Source organism: Comamonas sp. Z3, from assembly GCF_008121565.1.
Classification (GTDB): Bacteria; Pseudomonadota; Gammaproteobacteria; order Burkholderiales; family Burkholderiaceae_C; genus Comamonas; species Comamonas brasiliensis.
Genome location: NZ_VOQU01000012.1, coordinates 26,006 through 43,381, shown reverse-complemented (window position 1 = coordinate 43,381; position 17,376 = coordinate 26,006). Strand labels below are relative to the sequence as shown.

Annotated in this window: 18 protein-coding genes; 8 read left to right on the top strand and 10 right to left on the bottom strand. The window is 64.0% G+C overall.

Features of this window, described 5'->3' with window-relative positions; all coding sequences use genetic code 11:
- Positions 1-33 precede the first annotated feature (33 nt).
- Positions 34-765: a Stp1/IreP family PP2C-type Ser/Thr phosphatase gene (locus FSY59_RS26450; protein WP_019042649.1), complete on the top strand. Its 732-nt coding sequence runs from the start codon at positions 34-36 to the stop codon at positions 763-765.
- A 35-nt stretch (positions 766-800) separates the two neighbouring features.
- On the opposite strand, the gene FSY59_RS26445 is transcribed toward FSY59_RS26450, so the two are convergent.
- The gene (locus FSY59_RS26445) at positions 801-1,121 is read right to left on the bottom strand and encodes a YkgJ family cysteine cluster protein (protein WP_003052565.1); all 321 of its coding nucleotides are present in this window, start codon (positions 1,119-1,121) and stop codon (positions 801-803) included.
- A gap of 258 nt (positions 1,122-1,379) precedes the next feature.
- Here FSY59_RS26445 and FSY59_RS26440 point away from each other — a divergent pair, with 258 nt between their 5' ends.
- From FSY59_RS26440 to FSY59_RS26430, 3 genes are read left to right on the top strand one after another with little or no spacing between them, the layout of a single operon-like run.
- Complete coding sequence (locus tag FSY59_RS26440; RefSeq protein ID WP_019042650.1) at positions 1,380-1,712, top strand: FeoA family protein; 333 nt, start codon at positions 1,380-1,382, stop codon at positions 1,710-1,712.
- On the top strand, positions 1,709-3,643 hold the full coding sequence (gene feoB / locus FSY59_RS26435) for a ferrous iron transport protein B (protein WP_003052569.1): 1,935 nt from the start codon (positions 1,709-1,711) through the stop codon (positions 3,641-3,643). The genes FSY59_RS26440 and feoB overlap by 4 nt, the downstream gene beginning before the upstream one ends.
- A gap of 13 nt (positions 3,644-3,656) precedes the next feature.
- Entirely contained in the window at positions 3,657-3,851 is a 195-nt protein-coding gene (locus FSY59_RS26430; protein ID WP_003052570.1) for a hypothetical protein, read from the top strand.
- A gap of 147 nt (positions 3,852-3,998) precedes the next feature.
- Here the strand turns inward: FSY59_RS26430 and FSY59_RS26425 are convergent, their stop codons facing one another.
- The 4 genes from FSY59_RS26425 to FSY59_RS26410 all read right to left on the bottom strand — a co-directional run bounded on the left by FSY59_RS26425 (position 3,999) and on the right by FSY59_RS26410 (position 6,925).
- Positions 3,999-4,364, bottom strand: a complete 366-nt coding sequence (locus tag FSY59_RS26425; RefSeq protein WP_003052573.1) for a YkgJ family cysteine cluster protein — start codon at positions 4,362-4,364, stop codon at positions 3,999-4,001.
- Between the two features lie 121 nt (positions 4,365-4,485).
- Entirely contained in the window at positions 4,486-4,749 is a 264-nt protein-coding gene (locus FSY59_RS26420) for a hypothetical protein (RefSeq protein ID WP_003052575.1), read from the bottom strand.
- A gap of 38 nt (positions 4,750-4,787) precedes the next feature.
- The gene (argF, locus tag FSY59_RS26415) at positions 4,788-5,711 is read right to left on the bottom strand and encodes an ornithine carbamoyltransferase (protein WP_148729983.1); all 924 of its coding nucleotides are present in this window, start codon (positions 5,709-5,711) and stop codon (positions 4,788-4,790) included.
- 17 nt (positions 5,712-5,728) lie between these two features.
- Positions 5,729-6,925 (bottom strand): aspartate aminotransferase family protein, encoded by a 1,197-nt coding sequence (locus FSY59_RS26410; protein WP_003052583.1) that lies wholly within the window; start codon positions 6,923-6,925, stop codon positions 5,729-5,731.
- A 237-nt stretch (positions 6,926-7,162) separates the two neighbouring features.
- Here FSY59_RS26410 and FSY59_RS26405 point away from each other — a divergent pair, with 237 nt between their 5' ends.
- The gene (locus FSY59_RS26405) at positions 7,163-7,489 is read left to right on the top strand and encodes a DUF3579 domain-containing protein (RefSeq protein WP_003052588.1); all 327 of its coding nucleotides are present in this window, start codon (positions 7,163-7,165) and stop codon (positions 7,487-7,489) included.
- An 82-nt stretch (positions 7,490-7,571) separates the two neighbouring features.
- Here the strand turns inward: FSY59_RS26405 and FSY59_RS26400 are convergent, their stop codons facing one another.
- From FSY59_RS26400 to rpsT, 3 genes are all read right to left on the bottom strand, one after another.
- Positions 7,572-8,948, bottom strand: coding sequence for an MATE family efflux transporter (locus FSY59_RS26400; RefSeq protein ID WP_148729982.1), 1,377 nt, complete (start codon positions 8,946-8,948; stop codon positions 7,572-7,574).
- A 110-nt stretch (positions 8,949-9,058) separates the two neighbouring features.
- Positions 9,059-10,753: a malate dehydrogenase (quinone) gene (mqo, locus tag FSY59_RS26395; RefSeq protein ID WP_148729981.1), complete on the bottom strand. Its 1,695-nt coding sequence runs from the start codon at positions 10,751-10,753 to the stop codon at positions 9,059-9,061.
- Between the two features lie 325 nt (positions 10,754-11,078).
- Positions 11,079-11,372 carry a 30S ribosomal protein S20 gene (rpsT, locus tag FSY59_RS26390; protein ID WP_003052598.1) on the bottom strand — a complete coding sequence of 98 codons (294 nt, stop codon included), beginning with the start codon at positions 11,370-11,372 and terminating at the stop codon, positions 11,079-11,081.
- Between the two features lie 249 nt (positions 11,373-11,621).
- Between rpsT and murJ the strand changes: the two genes are divergently transcribed.
- Entirely contained in the window at positions 11,622-13,187 is a 1,566-nt protein-coding gene (gene murJ / locus FSY59_RS26385) for a murein biosynthesis integral membrane protein MurJ (protein WP_148729980.1), read from the top strand.
- A gap of 104 nt (positions 13,188-13,291) precedes the next feature.
- Positions 13,292-14,140, top strand: coding sequence for a SirB1 family protein (locus FSY59_RS26380; protein ID WP_003052604.1), 849 nt, complete (start codon positions 13,292-13,294; stop codon positions 14,138-14,140).
- Positions 14,141-14,151: 11 nt separating this feature from the next.
- Here the strand turns inward: FSY59_RS26380 and FSY59_RS26375 are convergent, their stop codons facing one another.
- Positions 14,152-15,210, bottom strand: coding sequence for an AI-2E family transporter (locus FSY59_RS26375; RefSeq protein WP_003052607.1), 1,059 nt, complete (start codon positions 15,208-15,210; stop codon positions 14,152-14,154).
- A gap of 36 nt (positions 15,211-15,246) precedes the next feature.
- Complete coding sequence (purM, locus tag FSY59_RS26370; RefSeq protein ID WP_003052609.1) at positions 15,247-16,299, bottom strand: phosphoribosylformylglycinamidine cyclo-ligase; 1,053 nt, start codon at positions 16,297-16,299, stop codon at positions 15,247-15,249.
- Between the two features lie 356 nt (positions 16,300-16,655).
- Between purM and hda the strand changes: the two genes are divergently transcribed.
- Entirely contained in the window at positions 16,656-17,354 is a 699-nt protein-coding gene (gene hda / locus FSY59_RS26365) for a DnaA regulatory inactivator Hda (RefSeq protein ID WP_003070849.1), read from the top strand.
- Positions 17,355-17,376 lie beyond the last annotated feature (22 nt).

Below are 17,376 nucleotides of genomic sequence, written 5' to 3'. Positions count from 1 at the left end.
CCCGGTTCTTCCAGCGTGTGGCCCGCCGTGCGCATGGTGGCCCGTGCCGATATTGGACAGCAGCGCCTCAATAACGAGGACGCCGTTGGCATCCATCCCCAGCTCCAGCCATGGCCTGCTGCCGTGTTGGCCGATGGCATGGGCGGCTATAACGCGGGAGAGGTGGCCAGTACCATGGCGGTGGACCTGATTGCGGCGGCAGTACAGCACTGCTCCGACAGTGAGGATTCGCCGGACCTGGTTGCCCAGGAGCTGACCGACGCCCTGCACATGGCCAATACGGCCATCTATGCCGCCGCGCAGTCCACGCCCGGTTGCAGCGGCATGGGCACCACGGTGGTGGCTGCCCTGGTGCTGGCGAGCGAGGTGCTGATCGCCCATCTGGGCGACTCCAGGGCCTATGCCTGGCGGGGCGGCCGGCTGCAGCGCCTGACGCGGGATCACTCCCTGGTTCAGCAGGATATCGATGCCGGCCTGATCAGCGAGGCCGATGCCAGGACCTCGCGCTACGGCCATCTGGTGACAAGAGCGCTGGGTGTCATGCCCCAGGTGGAGCCCGAGCTCAGTCACTGGCTGCTGCAGCAGGGGGATCGCATTTTGCTGTGCTCGGACGGCCTGACCGATATGCTCAGCGACGCCAGCCTTGAATCCCTGTTCGATGAAAACCTGCCGCTGGCTCAATTGCAGGAGGCCTTGATCGAGGCGGCCAATGCCGCAGGCGGCAAGGACAATATCGGCGTGGTGCTGATCGAGCAGGACGCCTGATCCCCGGATCTGGCGGCCTATGGCTGGCCAGGCTCCTAGATCAGGCCGCTTTCCAGCACCGGCAGCTGATGGCGCTGGCGCACGCGGTTGCAGGCATCCGAGCCCGCGGCGAACTCGCGGCAAGGCGAGGGGCGCCATTCATAGATGCCGCAGTACGCCTTCTCTCCCACCTTGCCCACCAGGGCGGCACAGCGCGGCCTGGCCCAGTCCGTGCCGCGCATGCGGCAGGTGTAGTCGGTGACCTCCTCGACCAGCCCGGCGGGGACGCTGCCCCCATGCTCCTGGGACTCGTGTACGGAAAAATCGACACGAAAGGACGCACAGCAGGCGCCGCAGCTAAGGCAGGGATGAGTCATGGGAGAGGCGGAATTTTTCCGGTGGGACGGCGATTTTCGCAGCTGTGCAAATCCTTGGGTTGTGCCGGGCTGCCGATTTGTCAACCGCGTTGCGCAATACCCTCCCAATAATCCATGCTGCTGGTGTCAATTCGCCACCGTTGTGCACCAATCGCCTACAGTCAATGGAAAATGAGAATCAAAATCAATTAATAATGCGCTATGAGTTCTTTGCAGTCCCCCTCGGCGAGGTCTGAGGCAGTGTCAGTTACTTCGTCCATGAATGCTTTTTCTGTTCAAGCGTCTGAATCCGGCGTGCCATCTTCCAGCGCTGCAGCCACGGCCGCCGCAACCGGGCCCGTCATGGGCCTGGATCAGCTGGTGGTGAATCAGCCAGCCCGGGTGGTGGATCTGGCTTCCTCCGAAGGCGAGGATGAAAGCCTGTTGCTCAGACTCATGGAAATCGGTTTTCTGCCTGGCGAGTCCGTGCGCGTCGTCGCCACCGGCTTTCCCGGCCCCGACCCGCTGGCCGTGCGCATAGGTCAGGCGACGTTTGCGCTGCGCCGCCACGAGGCGGCCCAGGTGCTGGTGCAGCTGGAGGCCGCAGCATGAACGCGCGCGAATCCCAGATCACCATGATGAGCCCTCAAGCTGCGGAGCAGGCGCCCCTGCGCGCAGCGCTGCTGGGCAACCCGAATTGCGGCAAGACGGCGCTGTTCAATCTGCTGACCGGCGCCCGCCAGAAGGTGGCGAACTACGCAGGCGTGACCGTGGAGCGCAAGGAAGGCTGGCTGAGCACGCCCGGCAAGCGCCGCGTGCGCGTGCTGGACCTGCCCGGCACCTACAGCCTGGATGCGCACAGCGAGGACGAGCGCATCACGCGCGACATCGTCAAGGGCCAGCACCCGCGCGAAGCGCCGCCCGAGCTGCTGGTCTGCGTGACCGATGCCACCCATCTGCGCCTGAACCTGCGGCTGGTGCTGGAAGCACGCGCCCTGGGCCTGCCCATGGTGGTGGTGCTCAATATGAGCGATATGGCGCGTCGCCAGGGCCTGGTCATCGACAAGGCCAAGCTCAGCGAGCTGCTGGGCGTGCCCGTGGTGGAGAGCGTGGGCGTGCATCTGTCCGGCGCCAGGGATTTGCTGACCTGGCTGGACAGCGATCAGGCCAGGCAGCTCAAGGCTCCGACGCTCGAAGGCCAGTTCAAGCCCGTGACGGGTAGCAACTCGCGCGCCCAGCTGCTGGCCCTGCACCAGCAGGTGGCCGAGATCATGCGCCAGACCGTGCAGGAGCCTGCGGCTCCCACGCAGCGTGACGATCGCATCGACTCCGTGGTGCTGCACCCGCTGTGGGGCACGCTGCTGCTGGTGGTGACGCTGTTCCTGATGTTCCAGGCCGTGTTCAGCTGGGCCGAGCCCCTGATGGACGGCATCGAAGGCCTGGTCAGCGACTTCGGCCAATGGGTGCATGGCGTGATGCCCGATGGCGTGCTGCGCAGCCTGCTGGTCGACGGCGTGATCGCCGGCACCGGCTCGGTGGTGGTCTTTCTGCCGCAGATCCTGATTCTGTTCTTCTTCATCCTGGTGCTGGAAGACTCGGGCTATCTGCCGCGCGCCGCCTTTTTGCTGGACCGCATCATGGGCAGCGTGGGCCTGTCCGGACGCTCCTTCATTCCGCTGCTGTCCAGCTTTGCCTGTGCCGTGCCCGGCATCATGGCCACGCGTTCGATTTCGAGCTGGCGCGACCGTTTGCTGACCATCATGATCGCGCCGCTGATGACCTGCTCGGCACGCCTGCCCGTGTACACGCTGCTGATCGGTGCCTTCATCCCCGAGCAGACCGTGGCCGGCTTCTTCAATCTGCAGGGCCTGGTGCTGTTTGCCCTCTATGTCGGCGGCATCGTCAGTGCCATGGCCGTGGCCTGGGTGGGCAAGCTGGCCACCAGGGTCAAGACCCGCACGCCGCTGCTGATGGAGCTGCCTTCCTACCGCATCCCCAGCCTGCGCAGCCTGGTGCTGGGCCTGTACGAGCGGGCCATGATCTTCCTGCGCCGCGTCGGCGGCATCATCCTGACCGTCAGCATCGTGCTGTGGTTCCTCTCCAGTTACCCCGGCGCTCCCGAGGGCGTGACCGAAGGCGCGATTCGCTACAGCTTTGCGGGCCAGATCGGCCGTGCCCTGGAAGTGGTGCTGGCGCCCATCGGCTTCAACTGGCAGATCGCCATTGCGCTGGTGCCCGGCATGGCCGCTCGCGAGGTGGCGGTGGGGGCGCTCGGTACGGTGTATGCGCTGTCGGCCGTGGGCGATGACGCGATGGCCCAGCAGCTGAGCCCGCTGATCGCCAGCAGCTGGTCGATGGCGACCGCGCTGTCCCTGCTGGTCTGGTTCGTGTTTGCGCCCCAGTGCATCTCCACGCTGGCCATGGTCAAGCGCGAAACCAATGGCTGGCGCTATCCGCTGCTGATGGCCGGCTATCTGTTTGCTCTGGCCTATCTGGCCAGCTTCGTGACCTATCGCATCGCCGTGGCCCTGGGCTGGGGCTGAGAAAGGATTGTCTATGTGGCAGGAACTGATAGTCGGCGCCATCGTGCTGGTGGCCGCCGTATCGCTGGCCTGGCGTTTCATGCCGGCCGGTCTGCGCCGCAAGCTGACGCGGGTTCATCCTTCGCTGGCTCCGGCGGCCAAGAGCGGCAGCTGCGGCGGTTGCAGCGCCTGTGGCGGCGACAGCTGCTCGGACACCCGAAAGGCCTGAACACAGGCGGAGCCTGATCAAATCAGCTAAAAATATAGCTGCCTGCGCTTGCTATCTCTGCAATTCAGATGCTTTTGTATCTGAATTCCCTGATTGGCAAGCGCAGGCAGCTTTTTATTTGATAGCGCTGGCCGGTTTGTCGAAATCTCAGGCGGCCTCCAGCCAGGGCTGGACTTCTTCCTCGCTCAGCGCCGGCAGGCCGAACTTCTCGCGTGTGTCGTGGCAGCCGTAAGAGGCAAACGGAAAGTCGCGGCAGGGGCGCGAGCGCTGCTCGTAGATGCCGCAGCCTATGCAGCCTGCGCCGACTTCGGGCAGCTCGCGCAGCGCCACGCAGCGCACCGGGTGGCGTTCCGTGCCGTTCATGCGCGCGCGGTTGCCCTTGCCGGGCACTTCATGGGCCAGTTCATCGGGGACGGTGCCGCCCATGGACTGCAGCTCGTAAATGGAAAACTCCACACGGTAGTTCTGGCAGCAGGCGCCACAGTTCAGGCAGGGGTGGACGGATTCGGACATCGTGTTTCTTCAAGGATTCAGGCATCGGGGTCACGCCGTCCTCCTCGGGCAAGGACGGCTGTTGGAGGTCGAGGGAAGAAGCCGGCGCGCAGGGCTGCCTGCGGCTTCCGGTGCCGGGCCACTAGGTATGGCCTTGAAGAAACTTCAGATAGAAGGTGTGGATGCGGACATGAAGCGCCCGCACGCGCGCGGCAAAGGATTTGCGCGGGCCGAAGACGGATGGCACGCGCGTGTGGCGTGCCATGTGGGGCTGGCGCAGCGCCAGCAGGCCGCCGCGCTGGCCGTAGCGCGCATCGCCCTGCGTGGGGCGCAGCGGAAACAGAAACACCGCCAGCTGGCGCAGGGCCCGCTGGCGGTGTGGGGATGTGATGTGGCTCAGGTGCATGGAGGTGAAGGTATGCAGATGAGCCCGGACGTGCCGAATCAGCCTGGCTGGCGGCCCAGCAGCAGGTACTCCATGAGTGCCTTTTGCACATGCATGCGATTTTCGGCCTCGTCCCAGACCACGGATTGCGGTCCGTCGATGACTTCGGCCTCCACTTCCTCGCCGCGGTGGGCAGGCAGGCAGTGCATGAACAGGGCGTCGGACTTGGCCGAGGCCATCATCTCGGCATCCACGCACCAGTCGGCAAAAGCCTTCTTGCGCGCCTCGTTCTCGGCCTCGTAGCCCATGCTGGTCCAGACATCGGTGGTGACCAGATCGGCACCCTTGCAGGCTTCGAGAGGATCCTTGAACACCTTGTAGCAGCCGGGGTTGACGGGCTTGCCGTTGAAGGCCAGCTGTTCGTCCACCTCGTAGCCGCCGGGCGTTCTGACGTGGACCGTGAAGCCCAGCAGGTCGGCCGCCTGCAGCCAGGTGTTGGCCATGTTGTTGCCGTCGCCCACCCAGGCAACCACCTTGCCCTTGATCGAGCCGCGGTGCTCGATGAAGGTGAAGATGTCGGCCAGGATCTGGCAGGGGTGGAACTCGTTGGTCAGGCCGTTGATGACGGGCACGCGCGAGTACTCGGCAAAGCGCGCTATCTTGTCCTGACCGAAGGTGCGGATCATGACCAGGTCGGTCATGCGGCTGATGACGCGAGCGCTGTCCTCGATGGGCTCGGAGCGGCCCAGCTGGCTGTCGCCCGTGGTCAGATGGACCACCGAGCCGCCGAGCTGGTACATGCCGGCTTCGAAGCTGACGCGGGTGCGCGTGCTGGCCTTCTCGAAGATCATGGCCATGGTGCGGTCGGTCAGCGTGTGGTGCTTTTCGTAACCCTTGAACTTCTTCTTGATCAGGGCTGCGCGTTCCAGCAGGTAGTCGTATTCGTCGGCGGTGAAGTCGCTAAATTGCAGGTAATGCTTCATGCAGTATTCCTTGAGGATCAGGCGGCCAGGATGGCTTGAACCAGGGGCTTGAGCCTGGCGACGATTTCGTCGGCTTCGGCCTTGCTCAGGATCAGCGGCGGCACCAGGCGAATCACGGTGTCGGCGGTCACGCTCAGCAGCAGGCCGGCTTCTGCGGCCTGGCCAATCAGCTCGCCGCAGGGCTTGGCCAGCTCCACGCCGATCATCAGACCCTGGCCGCGCACTTCGACAAAGCCTTCGAGGCTGCCCAGTTCAGACTGCAGTTTAGCCTTCAGGTAGTCGCCCACCTCGGTGGTATGGGACAGCAGGCCGTCCTCTTCCATGATGCGGATGGTTTCCACGCCGGCACGCATGGACAGCGGGTTGCCGCCAAAGGTGGAGCCGTGGTTGCCGGGCTTGAGCACTTCGGCAGCCGCCTTGTGCGCCACCACGGCGCCCACGGGCACGCCCGAGCCCAGGCCCTTGGCCAGGGTCATCACATCGGGGGTGATGCCGGCCCACTGGTGGGCAAACCACTTGCCGGTGCGGCCCATGCCGGCCTGCACCTCGTCCATGATCAGCAGCCAGCCCTTGGCATCGCACAGCTCGCGCACCTTCTTGAGGTAGTCGGCGCGCATGGGGTGCAGGCCGCCTTCGCCCTGGATGGGCTCCATCATCACCGCGACGATATGGGGATTGCCTTCGGTGGCCGCAGTCAGTGCCTCGAAGTCATTGGGGGGCACGCGAGTGAAACCGTCGAGCAGAGCACCGAAGCCGTCGCGCACCTTGGGGTTGGCGGTGGCACTCATGGTGGCAATGGAGCGGCCATGGAAAGCATGGTCGTAGACCACGATCTCTGGCTTGGCGATGCCCTTGTCCACGCCGTACTTGCGGGCGATCTTGATGGCTGCCTCGTTGGCTTCCAGGCCGGTGTTGCAGAAGAACACATTGGTCATCCCCGAGCGCTCGGTCAGCAGCTTGGCCAGGGTTTCCTGGCCGGGCACATGGTAGTAGTTGCTGGTGTGGATCAGCTTGGCCAGTTGATCCTGCAGCGCGGGCACCAGCTTGGGGTGGTTGTGCCCCAGGGTGTTGACGGCGATGCCGCCCAGCGCGTCCAGGTATTCCTTGCCGTTCACGTCCCAAACGCGGCAGCCCTGGCCGCGCTCCAGCGCGATGGGTACGCGGCCGTAAGTGGGCATAACGTGGGGCGAAGCTGCCTCGATGAAAGCGGTCATTGCAAGAGTCTCCTGAGAAGGAAGGTCAACGGCGCACAGCGGCACCTGAAAAATGAGAGCTTTGATTCTAGAGTGCCCGGATAGCCCCCAACATTGCGGATTGCGCATCGCTGCCATGCAATCAACCTACGCCATTGTGGGGTTGACAGCATGGCTCTTATACAAGAGTTAGAATAGTCGTTTAGGCATGTTGGCGGGGATCCCGCCTGGTTGCCGGATCTTTTTGGCGAATATTTGATGGTTACCCCTTCCAGCAAAGAACTGTTCATCATGGGTATGACTCATGCCGGAAAAACCTTTCGACCCAGCGACTGGGCCGAGCGCTTGGCCGGTGTCATGAGTCAGTTTCGTCCTGGTGGTGCCTGCGCCGGAAGCCATCTGAGCTACTCTCCCTGGTGCGTGCCCACGGTGATGAACGGCACCAAATGCGTGGTCATCAACCGGGATCTGCGCGACTACGAACCCATGGCCTGGGACTTCTGTCTGAATTTCGCCAAGGACAACGATCTGCAAGTGGCCGAGGCCTGCCTGCTGCCTGACAAGCTGCCAGCTGGCAAGAAGTGATTTTTCAGGTGCCCAGAGGCGCCGCGCAAACGACAAAGGCTTCCACGGGAAGCTTTTTTTGTATCTGTGTGCTGCGGGCGGGCTAGTTCTGCGCTGTCGTGCTGTCCAGCAGCCGTGACTGGCGCCACGGGCCCCAGCGGTAGTAGGCGATGGACAGCAGCATGGATGCCAGCGCGCTGAGCGGAAAGCTCCACCACAGCGCATCCTGCCCCCACAGAGGCTGCAACCCCCAGGCCAGAGGCAGGCGAAGGCCCCACAGCGCCAGGGCCTGGATGACCAGAGGAGCCAGCACCGCCCCCGTGGAACGCACCACGCCGGCCAGCACGCTGCTCACGCCGAGCAGCACGAACGAGCCCAGCACGATGCGGTTGAGGTGGCGCGCGGGCTCAAGGGCCGTGCTGCCCTCGGGCAGAAACAGGGCCAGCACGGACTGGTCGCAGGCCAGCAGCAGGGCCACGCAGGCGCCGGTCAGCAGCAGGTGGCAGGCCACGCCGGCACGCGCCGTGCGCGCCACACGTGGCCAGTGACCGGCGCCCACGTTCTGGGCGGCGATGGTGGTGCAGGCCGAGGCCACTGCAATAGCCGGCATCTGCACATAGGCCCATAGCTGCAGGGCCGCGCCGTAGGCGGCAGAAACATGGGTGCCATGGGTGTTGATCAGGGCCAGCATCAGCACCAGGGAGAGCGAGACCACCAGCATCTGCAGGCCCATGGGCAGGCCCTTGATGACCAGGCAGCGCAGCAGCTCAGGCACTGGCCGCCAATGGCGGCGCTGGCGCCAGCCTATCCATAGCGGCAGCCGCTGCCAGCGCAGCCAGGCCAGCAGGCCCGCCAGGCCCAGGCTGTTGGCCACCAGGGTGGCCAGTGCCGAGCCTGCCATGCCCAGGCCGGGCAGGGGGCCGGCACCGAAGATGAACAAGGGGTTGAGCAGGGCATCGCCCAGGGCCACGCCCAGCAGGGCCACGAAAGGCGTGCGACTGTCGCCCGTGCCGCGCAGCACGGCGGCCACGAAGATCAGCAGCAGCATGGGCGGCAGCGCGAGAAAGAGCACGCGCAGATAGTCCACGGCCAGCGCGGCGGTGGCGGGATCGGCCCCCACGGCGTCCAGCATGGGGACTGCCAGCGGCCAGCCCAGGGCGGCCATCAGCAGGGACATGCCCAGAAACAGGCTGGCACTGGTGGCCGTGATGCGGCGGGCCAGGGTCCAGCGGCCCGCGCCCACGGCCTGAGCCACCAGCAGATTGGCGGCCTGGCTGATGCCGAAGACCAGAGCGATCAGTGCGAACAGCAGATTGTTGGCATGCAGGGCAGCAGACAGTGCGCTCTCACCCAGGTGGCGTCCGATCCAGAAGGCATTGACCGAGGTATTGAGCGACTGCAGCACATAGCCGCCCCACAGAGGCAGGGAAAAACGCAGCAGGGCGCGGCCTATCGGTGCGTGGGTCAGGGGCTGGTGCATGGGGTAAAGGAAATTGCAGAGCACCAGGCGGCGGACTCTGCAAGAAAAAACCCCGCGCGGCACAGGCCGGCGGGGCGGGCACCGGCAGGCCGGTGCGGGGAGTGCCGGGCCTAGAGCGCCTGCATTTCCTTGTTCAGCTGGGTGGGGTTCTGGGGAGCTGCGGCAGGCGCGGGAGCCGCTTCGGCCTTCTTGCCCAGATCGGCAGGGACATCCACATAGGGCAGCTTCAGGGCCGAGCTGGTCATGCGGCGGATCTCGTTGGTATAGGCGGCATCCTCGTTGATCTTGCGGCCGTAGGAGGGCACGATCTGCTGGATGTGGGCCTTCCACTCGGTGCTGGCCATCTGCTCGGGGAAGGACTTCTTGAGCAGGTTCAGCATGATGTGGGGAGCGGTCGAGGCACCGGGCGAGGCACCCAGCAGGGCGGCGATGCTGCCGTCTTCCGAGCCCACGATTTCGGTGCCGAACTGCAGCACGGCGCCTTTTTCAGGGTCGCGCTTGATGATCTGCACACGCTGGCCGGCGGTGACCAGCTTCCAGTCCTCGCGCTTGGCTTCGGGGAAGTACTGGGCCAGCACGGCCTGACGGTCTGCGTCGGTCAGCTCGGCCTGCTGCATCAGGTACTGGACCAGGTCCAGGTTGTGGATGCCCACGCGCAGCATGCCCATCAGATTGTCATGGGTGACCGAGGAGAACAGGTCCCACCAGGAGCCGTTCTTGAGGAACTTGGTGGTGGCCAGTGCAAAGGGGCCGAACAGCACCACGGGCTTGCCGTCGAGCTGGCGGGCGTCCAGGTGGGGCACGGACATGGGGGGTGAGCCGGTGGAGGCAATGCCGTAGGCCTTGACGTCGTGGCGCTTGGCCAGCTCGGGGTTCTCGATGGCCAGGAACTGGCCGCCCACGGGGAAGCCGGCGTAGTTCTTGGATTCGGGGATGCCCGAGGCCTGCAGCAGCTTGAGTGCGGCACCGCCGGCACCGACGAAGACGAACTTGGCCTTGACGGTCTTTTCCTGGCCGCCCTTGGCCAGATCGGCCACGGTCACGTTCCAGGTCTTGTCGGCGTTCTGGCGCAGGGCCGTGACTTCGCTTTGCAGGTGCAGCTGGAAGTTGGGGCCCTTCTGGAGCGAGGCCATCAGCTGCTCGGTCCAGACGCCATGGTTCACGTCGGTGCCCAGGGGCATATAGGTGGCGGCGATCTTCTGGGCCGGATCACGGCCTTCGATCATCAGCGGGGCCCACTTCTTGATCTGTGCCTGGTCTTCGGAGTACTCCATGCCGTAGAACAGGGGGTTCTGGACCAGGGCCTGCTGGCGCTTCTTGAGGAAGGCGATGTTGTCATCACCCCAGACGAAGCTCATATGGGGCGTGGCGTTCACGAAAGTCTCGGGCGACTGCAGATGGCCGCGGCCGACCTGGTGGGCCCAGAACTGGCGCGTCACCTCGAACTGCTCGGCAATGCCCACGGCACGCTTGGTTTCCACGCTGCCATCGGGCAGCTGGGGCGTGTAGTTGAGTTCGGCAAAGCCCGAGTGGCCGGTACCGGCGTTGTTCCAGCCGTTGGAGCTTTCCAGGGCCACGCCGTCCAGGCGCTCGAAGACCTCGATCTTCCAGTCGGGCTGCAGCTCCTGCAGGTAGGTGGCCAGCGTCGTGCTCATCACACCGGCGCCCACCATCACCACATCAACGGGCTGCTCGTTCTCGGCCTTGGGGACGGAGCGAGGAAATATTGGCCAAAACAAAAACAATAGCGCGGCCAGGACCAGGGCCGCGACGGCTCCCAGTCCTGCTTTGATCGACTTTTTCATGACTTTTTCTAGACTTGAGTATCAAAAAAGCCTGCGGGCAGGCTGCAGGCTTTTTGCGAAGATACGGGGCAAGTCCTATAAAAGACATGAGACTCCCCGACCTGGGGATTGTCCTAGGGAAGTCAAAATCTGACGCTAATCAATTCGTATTAGGACGCTTTGTGCTAGAGGGAGAGGCGGTTTGCGCATGCGCTGATAAGTCAGTTATCTGTCGAGCGCGGACAACAAAAAAACCGCCCTAAGGCGGTTTTGATGTTTTTGCTGACAGCGCACCCGTTACAAACGGCAGATGACCGAAGTCATCCGTGCTTGAGGGAGGCTGGTGTTAAGCAGCCAGAGCCAGGGTCTTGACCTTGGCGGACAGGCGGCTCTTGTCGCGAGCTGCCTTGTTCTTGTGGAAGATGCCCTTGTCGGCGATCGCGTCGATCACGGACTGAGCCTTGGCAAACAGTTCAGCTGCCTTGGTCTTGTCGCCGGCCACAACAGCCTTCTCGACATTCTTGACAGCAGTACGGTACTTGGAACGCAGCGAAGTGTTCGCAGCGTTCAGCTTGACGTTCTGGCGGGCGCGCTTGCGGCCAGAAGCCAGGCGGGGGTTCTTTTTGGCTTTAGTTGCCATGATTTATTTCCTTGTGTGTCTGAGGATGATGTCAGCAAAACCCTGGATTGTATCACCCCCTGTGCGACTTTGCCGCCTCCCCCTTTAAGGGGGACGACATCCTCGCTGCGGGGTGGCGGGGCCGCCAAGGCCCTTGCTCGATGTCTCTGTGTTGGGCCTTGTCTGGTTTGAGATCGCTGGATTGCTACAGAGTGAAAAGCGCCGCAAATCAGCCTGCAGCGCTTGGCATGAACGCATACACTTCGCTGCGTGTCACTGTTCAAAGCCGCCTCCACCGTATCTCTTCTGACGCTGGCCTCCCGTATTTCGGGGCTGGTGCGCGATCTGCTCATGGCCTCCATGTTCGGCGCCAATGCGCTGACCGATGCCTTCAATGTCGCTTTCAGAATTCCCAATCTCTTTCGTCGTCTGTTCGCCGAGGGCGCTTTCAGTCAGGCCTTTGTGCCGGTGCTGGCCGCGAGCAAGACCCGGGATGGCGAGGAGGCCACGCGCCACCTGATCAGTCATGTTGCAACCCTGCTGTTCTGGGCGCTGCTGGTGGTCTGCGTGCTGGGTGTGATCGGCGCTCCGCTGCTGGTCTGGTTGCTGGCCAGTGGCATGCGCCAGTCGCCCGACGGCTATCACGCCGCTGTGGTGATGACGCGCTGGATGTTCCCCTATATCGGCTTCATGTCGCTGGTGGCGTTGTCGGCAGGCATTCTCAATACTTGGAAGAAGTTCGCGGTATCGGCCGCCACGCCCGTGCTGCTCAATCTCAGCATGATCGTGGCGGCTCTGCTGGGAGCACCCTGGTTCGAAAAGCAGGGCATAGAGCCCATCTACGCCATGGCCGGCGGCGTGATGCTGGGCGGGGTGCTGCAGCTGGCGGTGCAGATTCCGGCGCTGCGCTCCATGGGGCTGATGCCCCGGATCGGCTTTTCGCCTGCAGCCATTCGCGCAGCCTGGGACGAGGCAGGCGTGCGCCGTATCCTGGCGCTGATGGGGCCGGCGCTGCTGGGGGTTGGCGTGGCCCAGGTTTCATTGATGATCAACACCCAGATCGCTTCCTATATGGCGCCCGGCAGCGTGACCTGGCTGTTCTATGCCGACCGTCTGATGGAGTTTCCCACGTCCCTGCTGGGCGTGGCCCTGGGCGTGGTGCTGACGCCGCAGCTGGCGTCCGCCAGGGCGGCCGGTGACGGCGAGCGCTACTCCAATATGCTGGACTGGGGGCTGCGACTGGTGGTGCTGCTGGCCGTGCCCTGCGCCGTGGGCCTGCTGACCTTCGCCACGCCGCTGGTAGCCACGCTGTTCCATCGTGGCGCCCTGCATGACAGCGATGTGGGACAGATCGCCCTGGCGCTGATGGGCTACGGCGCTGGCCTGCTGGGCCTGGTGGCCATCAAGGTGCTGGCGCCAGGCTATTACGCCAGCCAGGACATCCGCACACCCGTGAAGATCGCGATCGTGGTGCTGGTCATTACGCAGTTGCTCAATCTGGTGCTGGTGCCCTGGCTCAAGCACACGGGGCTGGCCCTGTCCATCGGCCTAGCTGCGCTGGTCAATGCGACCTGGCTGCTCATCGGCTTGCTGCGTCGCGGCACCTACAAGCCCGGACCGGGGTGGCTGAAGTTCATCCTGCAGGTGATCTCTGCCAGTGCCTTGCTGGCGGTGCTGCTGCTCTGGGGCAGTCAACATTTCGACTGGGTGGGCCTGCGTAGCAATGGCTTGCTGCGTGCTGGGCTGCTGGCCGCCATGATGGCCGGGGCCGCCGTGCTCTACTTCGGCGCGCTGAGGTTGTCAGGCCTGAATCTGCGTCAGTTGCTGCGCCGCTAGAGCTCGCGCTGCTATTGGAAAAGTGAGCGGCCAGTGCAGTTTTTACAGGCGTATCAAGGGCATTCCGCTTGCGTGGCCTGCCAAGGCGGCTTACAAACCGGTTTATGAGCTGGACGATTGACGAGTACCCCACGGCCCTGCAGTATTTTGCGTCCCTGGTGCAGAGCGACGATAACTTTGCCCTGATGGAAGCGGCCATCAGCATTGCCCAGGATGCCGAGCCTGATCTTGACCTGCAGGCCGTGCAGGCCGATCTGGACAGGCTGCAGGTGCGTCTGGTGCAGCGTCTGGCTGGTGAGGAAGACGGCCTGCACAAGCTCGCTGTGCTCAACAAGTTCTTCTATGGCGAGCTGGGCTTTGCCGGCAACCTCAACAACTACTACGACCCCGCCAACAGTTATATCCACCATGTGCTGCAGACGCGGCGCGGCATTCCCATCAGCGTGGCGCTGATCTGGCTGGAACTGGCTGCCAGCATCGGTCTGACGGTGGAAGGCATAGGCTTTCCGGGGCATTTCCTGGTCAAGGCCATGCTGCCGCAGGGCCAGGTGGTGCAGGACCCGCTGACGGGCGATTCCTATTCCGCAAGTGCGCTGGCGGAGCGCCTGCAGCCGTTTCTCGATCAGGCAGGCATAACGCCCGACGATGCGCCGCCGCTGGGTCTGTATCTGCAGGCAGCCCATCCGCGTGATGTCATGGCGCGCATGCTGCGCAATCTGCAGGAGATTCATCAGGTCCAGAAGGACTGGCCCATGCTGGTGGCCGTGCTCAATCGCCTGATTTTGCTGCAGCCCGGTCGCGAAGAGCTGTACCGGGACCGAGGCATGGCCTATGCCCAATGGGGGGTAGTTGAAAGAGCGCTATCGGATCTGGAGCGTTATGCGCCCGCTGCGCAGGGGCAGGAGGCCGATTACATCGTCAAGACCATCGCCCGGCTGCGCCGCGCGGGCTGAAAGCTGCCAGCCTACACCAGCTGTGCGGCTTCCAGCTCTTTCTTGAGATAGGCGTAGAACAGCGGTGCCGCCACCAGACCGGCGGGGCCGAAGACGGACTCGGCCACGAACATCACGGCCAGCAGCTCCCATACGCCCATGTGCGTGCGCGTTCCCACGACCTTGGCGTTGATCACGTATTCGGCCTTGTGGATCAGGATCAGGAAGCCCAGGCAGGCGGCGGCGGCCACGGGCGACACCGACAGGCCGACCAGCGTCAGTACGGCGTTGCACAGCAGGTTGCCGACGATGGGGATCAGGCCGGCGATGAAAGTCAGCGTGATCAGCGCGGGGGTATAGGGCAGCTGCAGCTTCCAGATCGGCAATATGGCCAGCAGGAAGATGGAGGTCAGCAAGGTGTTGAAGGCGGCGATCCAGAACTGGGCGGCCACGATCTGCTTGAAGGCCAGGGCAAAGTGTCCGATGCGCTGCTGCAGGGCCTGCACCAGCGGCGGGTGGCGCGTGGCGATGGGGCGTACGGCGGCCAGAGCGCCGATGATCAGGCCCACATAGGCGTAGAGCAGGCCGGTAAGCCAGGCTCGGCCTGCAGTGGCCAGCACGCCGGCCTTGGCGGCCAGATAGCCGGCCAGCTTGCTTTGAATCTCCTGGGCGCCGTCAGGCAGTTGATCGGCAATGTCCGAGGGCAGTTTCTCTCGCAGCTCCAGCACCGTGGCCGCGAGGTAGTCCAGCAGTTCCTTGTACTGGGCGGGGGCCTCGGTGATGTAGGTGCGGGTTTGGGAGAGGGCGCCGCTGAGCAGGGCCAGGGGCGCCAGAATCACGACGGTGGTCGCCGCCACCTGGGCCCAGTGCGGCAGCTGATTGCGGGCAAAGGCGCGAGGACTGAGCCGGGACAGCAGGCGAGACAGGGCGCGGGTCAGCATGAAACCCACGCATACGCACAGCAGTCCGGGAAGAATCCCCTGATGCATGACGAGCAGCAGCGCTGCCCCCATCAATATGTAACTGGCCAGTATGACCTTGGGTGAAGCACCCGGTTGCGTAGTGATGGGGGCGGGCAAATGCTGCGTCATTCAGGTCGGGATAGAGGGGCTGTGATGAAGACCTGCTTAGCGCACTTCAACGGGCTTGCCGGAGCCGATTTCCGTGATGGCGCCGATGTTGTAGACCTTCTCGCCCAGCTCGGCCAGTGTGGCTGCCGTGGCTTCTGCGTCTTCAGCGGCCACCACAACCACCATGCCGATACCGTTGTTGAACGTGCGGTTCATCTCGATGTCGTCAATACCGGCGGTCTTTTGCAGCCAGGCGAACAGCTCGGTCTGAGGCCAGCTGCCAGCCTTGAGATGGGCTGCGGTGCCTTCGGGCAGCACGCGGGGAATGTTTTCCAGCAGGCCGCCGCCGGTGATGTGGGCCAGGGCCTTGATGGGGTGCTTGTCCAGTGCGGCCAGCACGTTCTTCACATACAGGCGCGTGGGCTCCATGATGGCGGCCTTGAAGGGCTTGCCGTCCAGGGTCTCGGGCAGGCTGCCCTGGGCTTCGGCGCGCTCGATGCACTTGCGCACCAGAGAGAAGCCATTGGAGTGCACGCCGTGCGAGGCCAGGCCCAGCACCACGTCGCCGGGCTTGACGTTCTGACCGCTGAGGATCTTGGACTTCTCGACCGCGCCGACGGCAAAGCCGGCCAGATCGTATTCGCCATCGGGGTACATGCCGGGCATCTCGGCGGTTTCACCACCGATCAGCGCGCAGCCGGACAGCTCGCAGCCCTTGGCAATGCCGCCCACCACGGCGGCGGCCGTGTCCACATGCAGCTTGCCGCAGGCGAAGTAGTCGAGGAAGAACAGGGGCTCGGCACCTTGCACCAGCACATCGTTCACGCTCATTGCCACCAGGTCGATGCCCACGGTGTCGTGCATATTCCACTCGAAGGCCAGCTTGAGCTTGGTGCCCACGCCGTCGGTGCCGGACACCAGCACGGGTTCCTTGTATCGCTTGGGCACCTCGAACAGGGCGCCGAAGCCGCCGATGCCGGCCATCACGCCTTCGCGCATGGTTTTCTTGGCCAGGGGCTTGATGCGTTCGACCAGGGCGTCGCCTGCGTCGATGTCAACACCGGCGTCTTTGTAGGAAATGGGAGTAGAGGAGGGTGCGGAAGAGCTCATCGATGGATCCGGTGCGGGGGCGCCCTGCTGGGCGGAAACCCCGGGATTCTACGGCGCTTGCCCGTGCAGCGGGGGCGGCCGGACATGCGTCAAAGGGTTTTGCTGCAGCATTCATGGTCTGGCTGCAACAACGGCAGTAGGCAAAATCAGCCCGAACCCGCCCGGGGCTGCGAGTGCAGACTAAAATTAGTGCTTTTGTTACCGAGTGATCACGCTAGGGCATATTGCAGGGCCTGATCTAAATGCGCGTCCGGGCCTTTGTATCTTTCACCATTGATGCCGATGAATCTCCTGCCAGATTTCGCCGCATGGGCTGTTGAATGCCCAGGAAAGGGGGCGCTGCGCGTATGTCGCAGATGAAGCAGCTGGCTCTGGATATCAGCATGGCGCCCGGCCCGACGCTTGCGCGTTTCTTCGTCGGCCCGAATGCTGCGCTGATCGATCATCTGCGTCACTGGGTGGGCGATGGTCAGCTGCAGCAGTCGCGCACGCCTGTGCCCACCTATCTCTGGGGAGAGGCCGGGTCCGGCAAGAGTCATTTGCTCAAGGCGGTGCGAGAAGCTTTGCGCGAGCAAGGCGCGATGGTGGGCTGGATGGATGCATCCACGCCGTTCCCGCCCGAGTTCGACGAGCGCTGGGCCGCCGTGCTCATGGACGATGTGGATATCTACACACCGTTCCAGCAGGCGCGTGCCTTCAACTGGTTTGTGAATGCCACCAGTCCCGCCACCGGCCTGCCGCGCTGGGTGCTGGCTGCGGGTCAGCTGCCAGTCGCCGATCTCAAGATGCGTGAGGACTTGCGCACCCGTCTTGGCTGGGGTCATGTCTATCAGCTGCATCTGCTCGACGAGTCGGCACGGCGTGCCGTGCTGCGTCAGGAAGCCGATGCCCGTGGCGTGTTTTTGAGCGACGAAGTGATGGATTACATGCTCAGACGCTTTTCTCGCGATCTGGGCTCGCTGATGCAGCTGCTGGACATGCTGGACGGTTTTGCCTTGCGCAACAAGCGCGCCATCACCATCCCGCTGCTCAAGACCATGCTGGAAACCGAGTGAGGCCTCCGGTCACGCTCCCCGC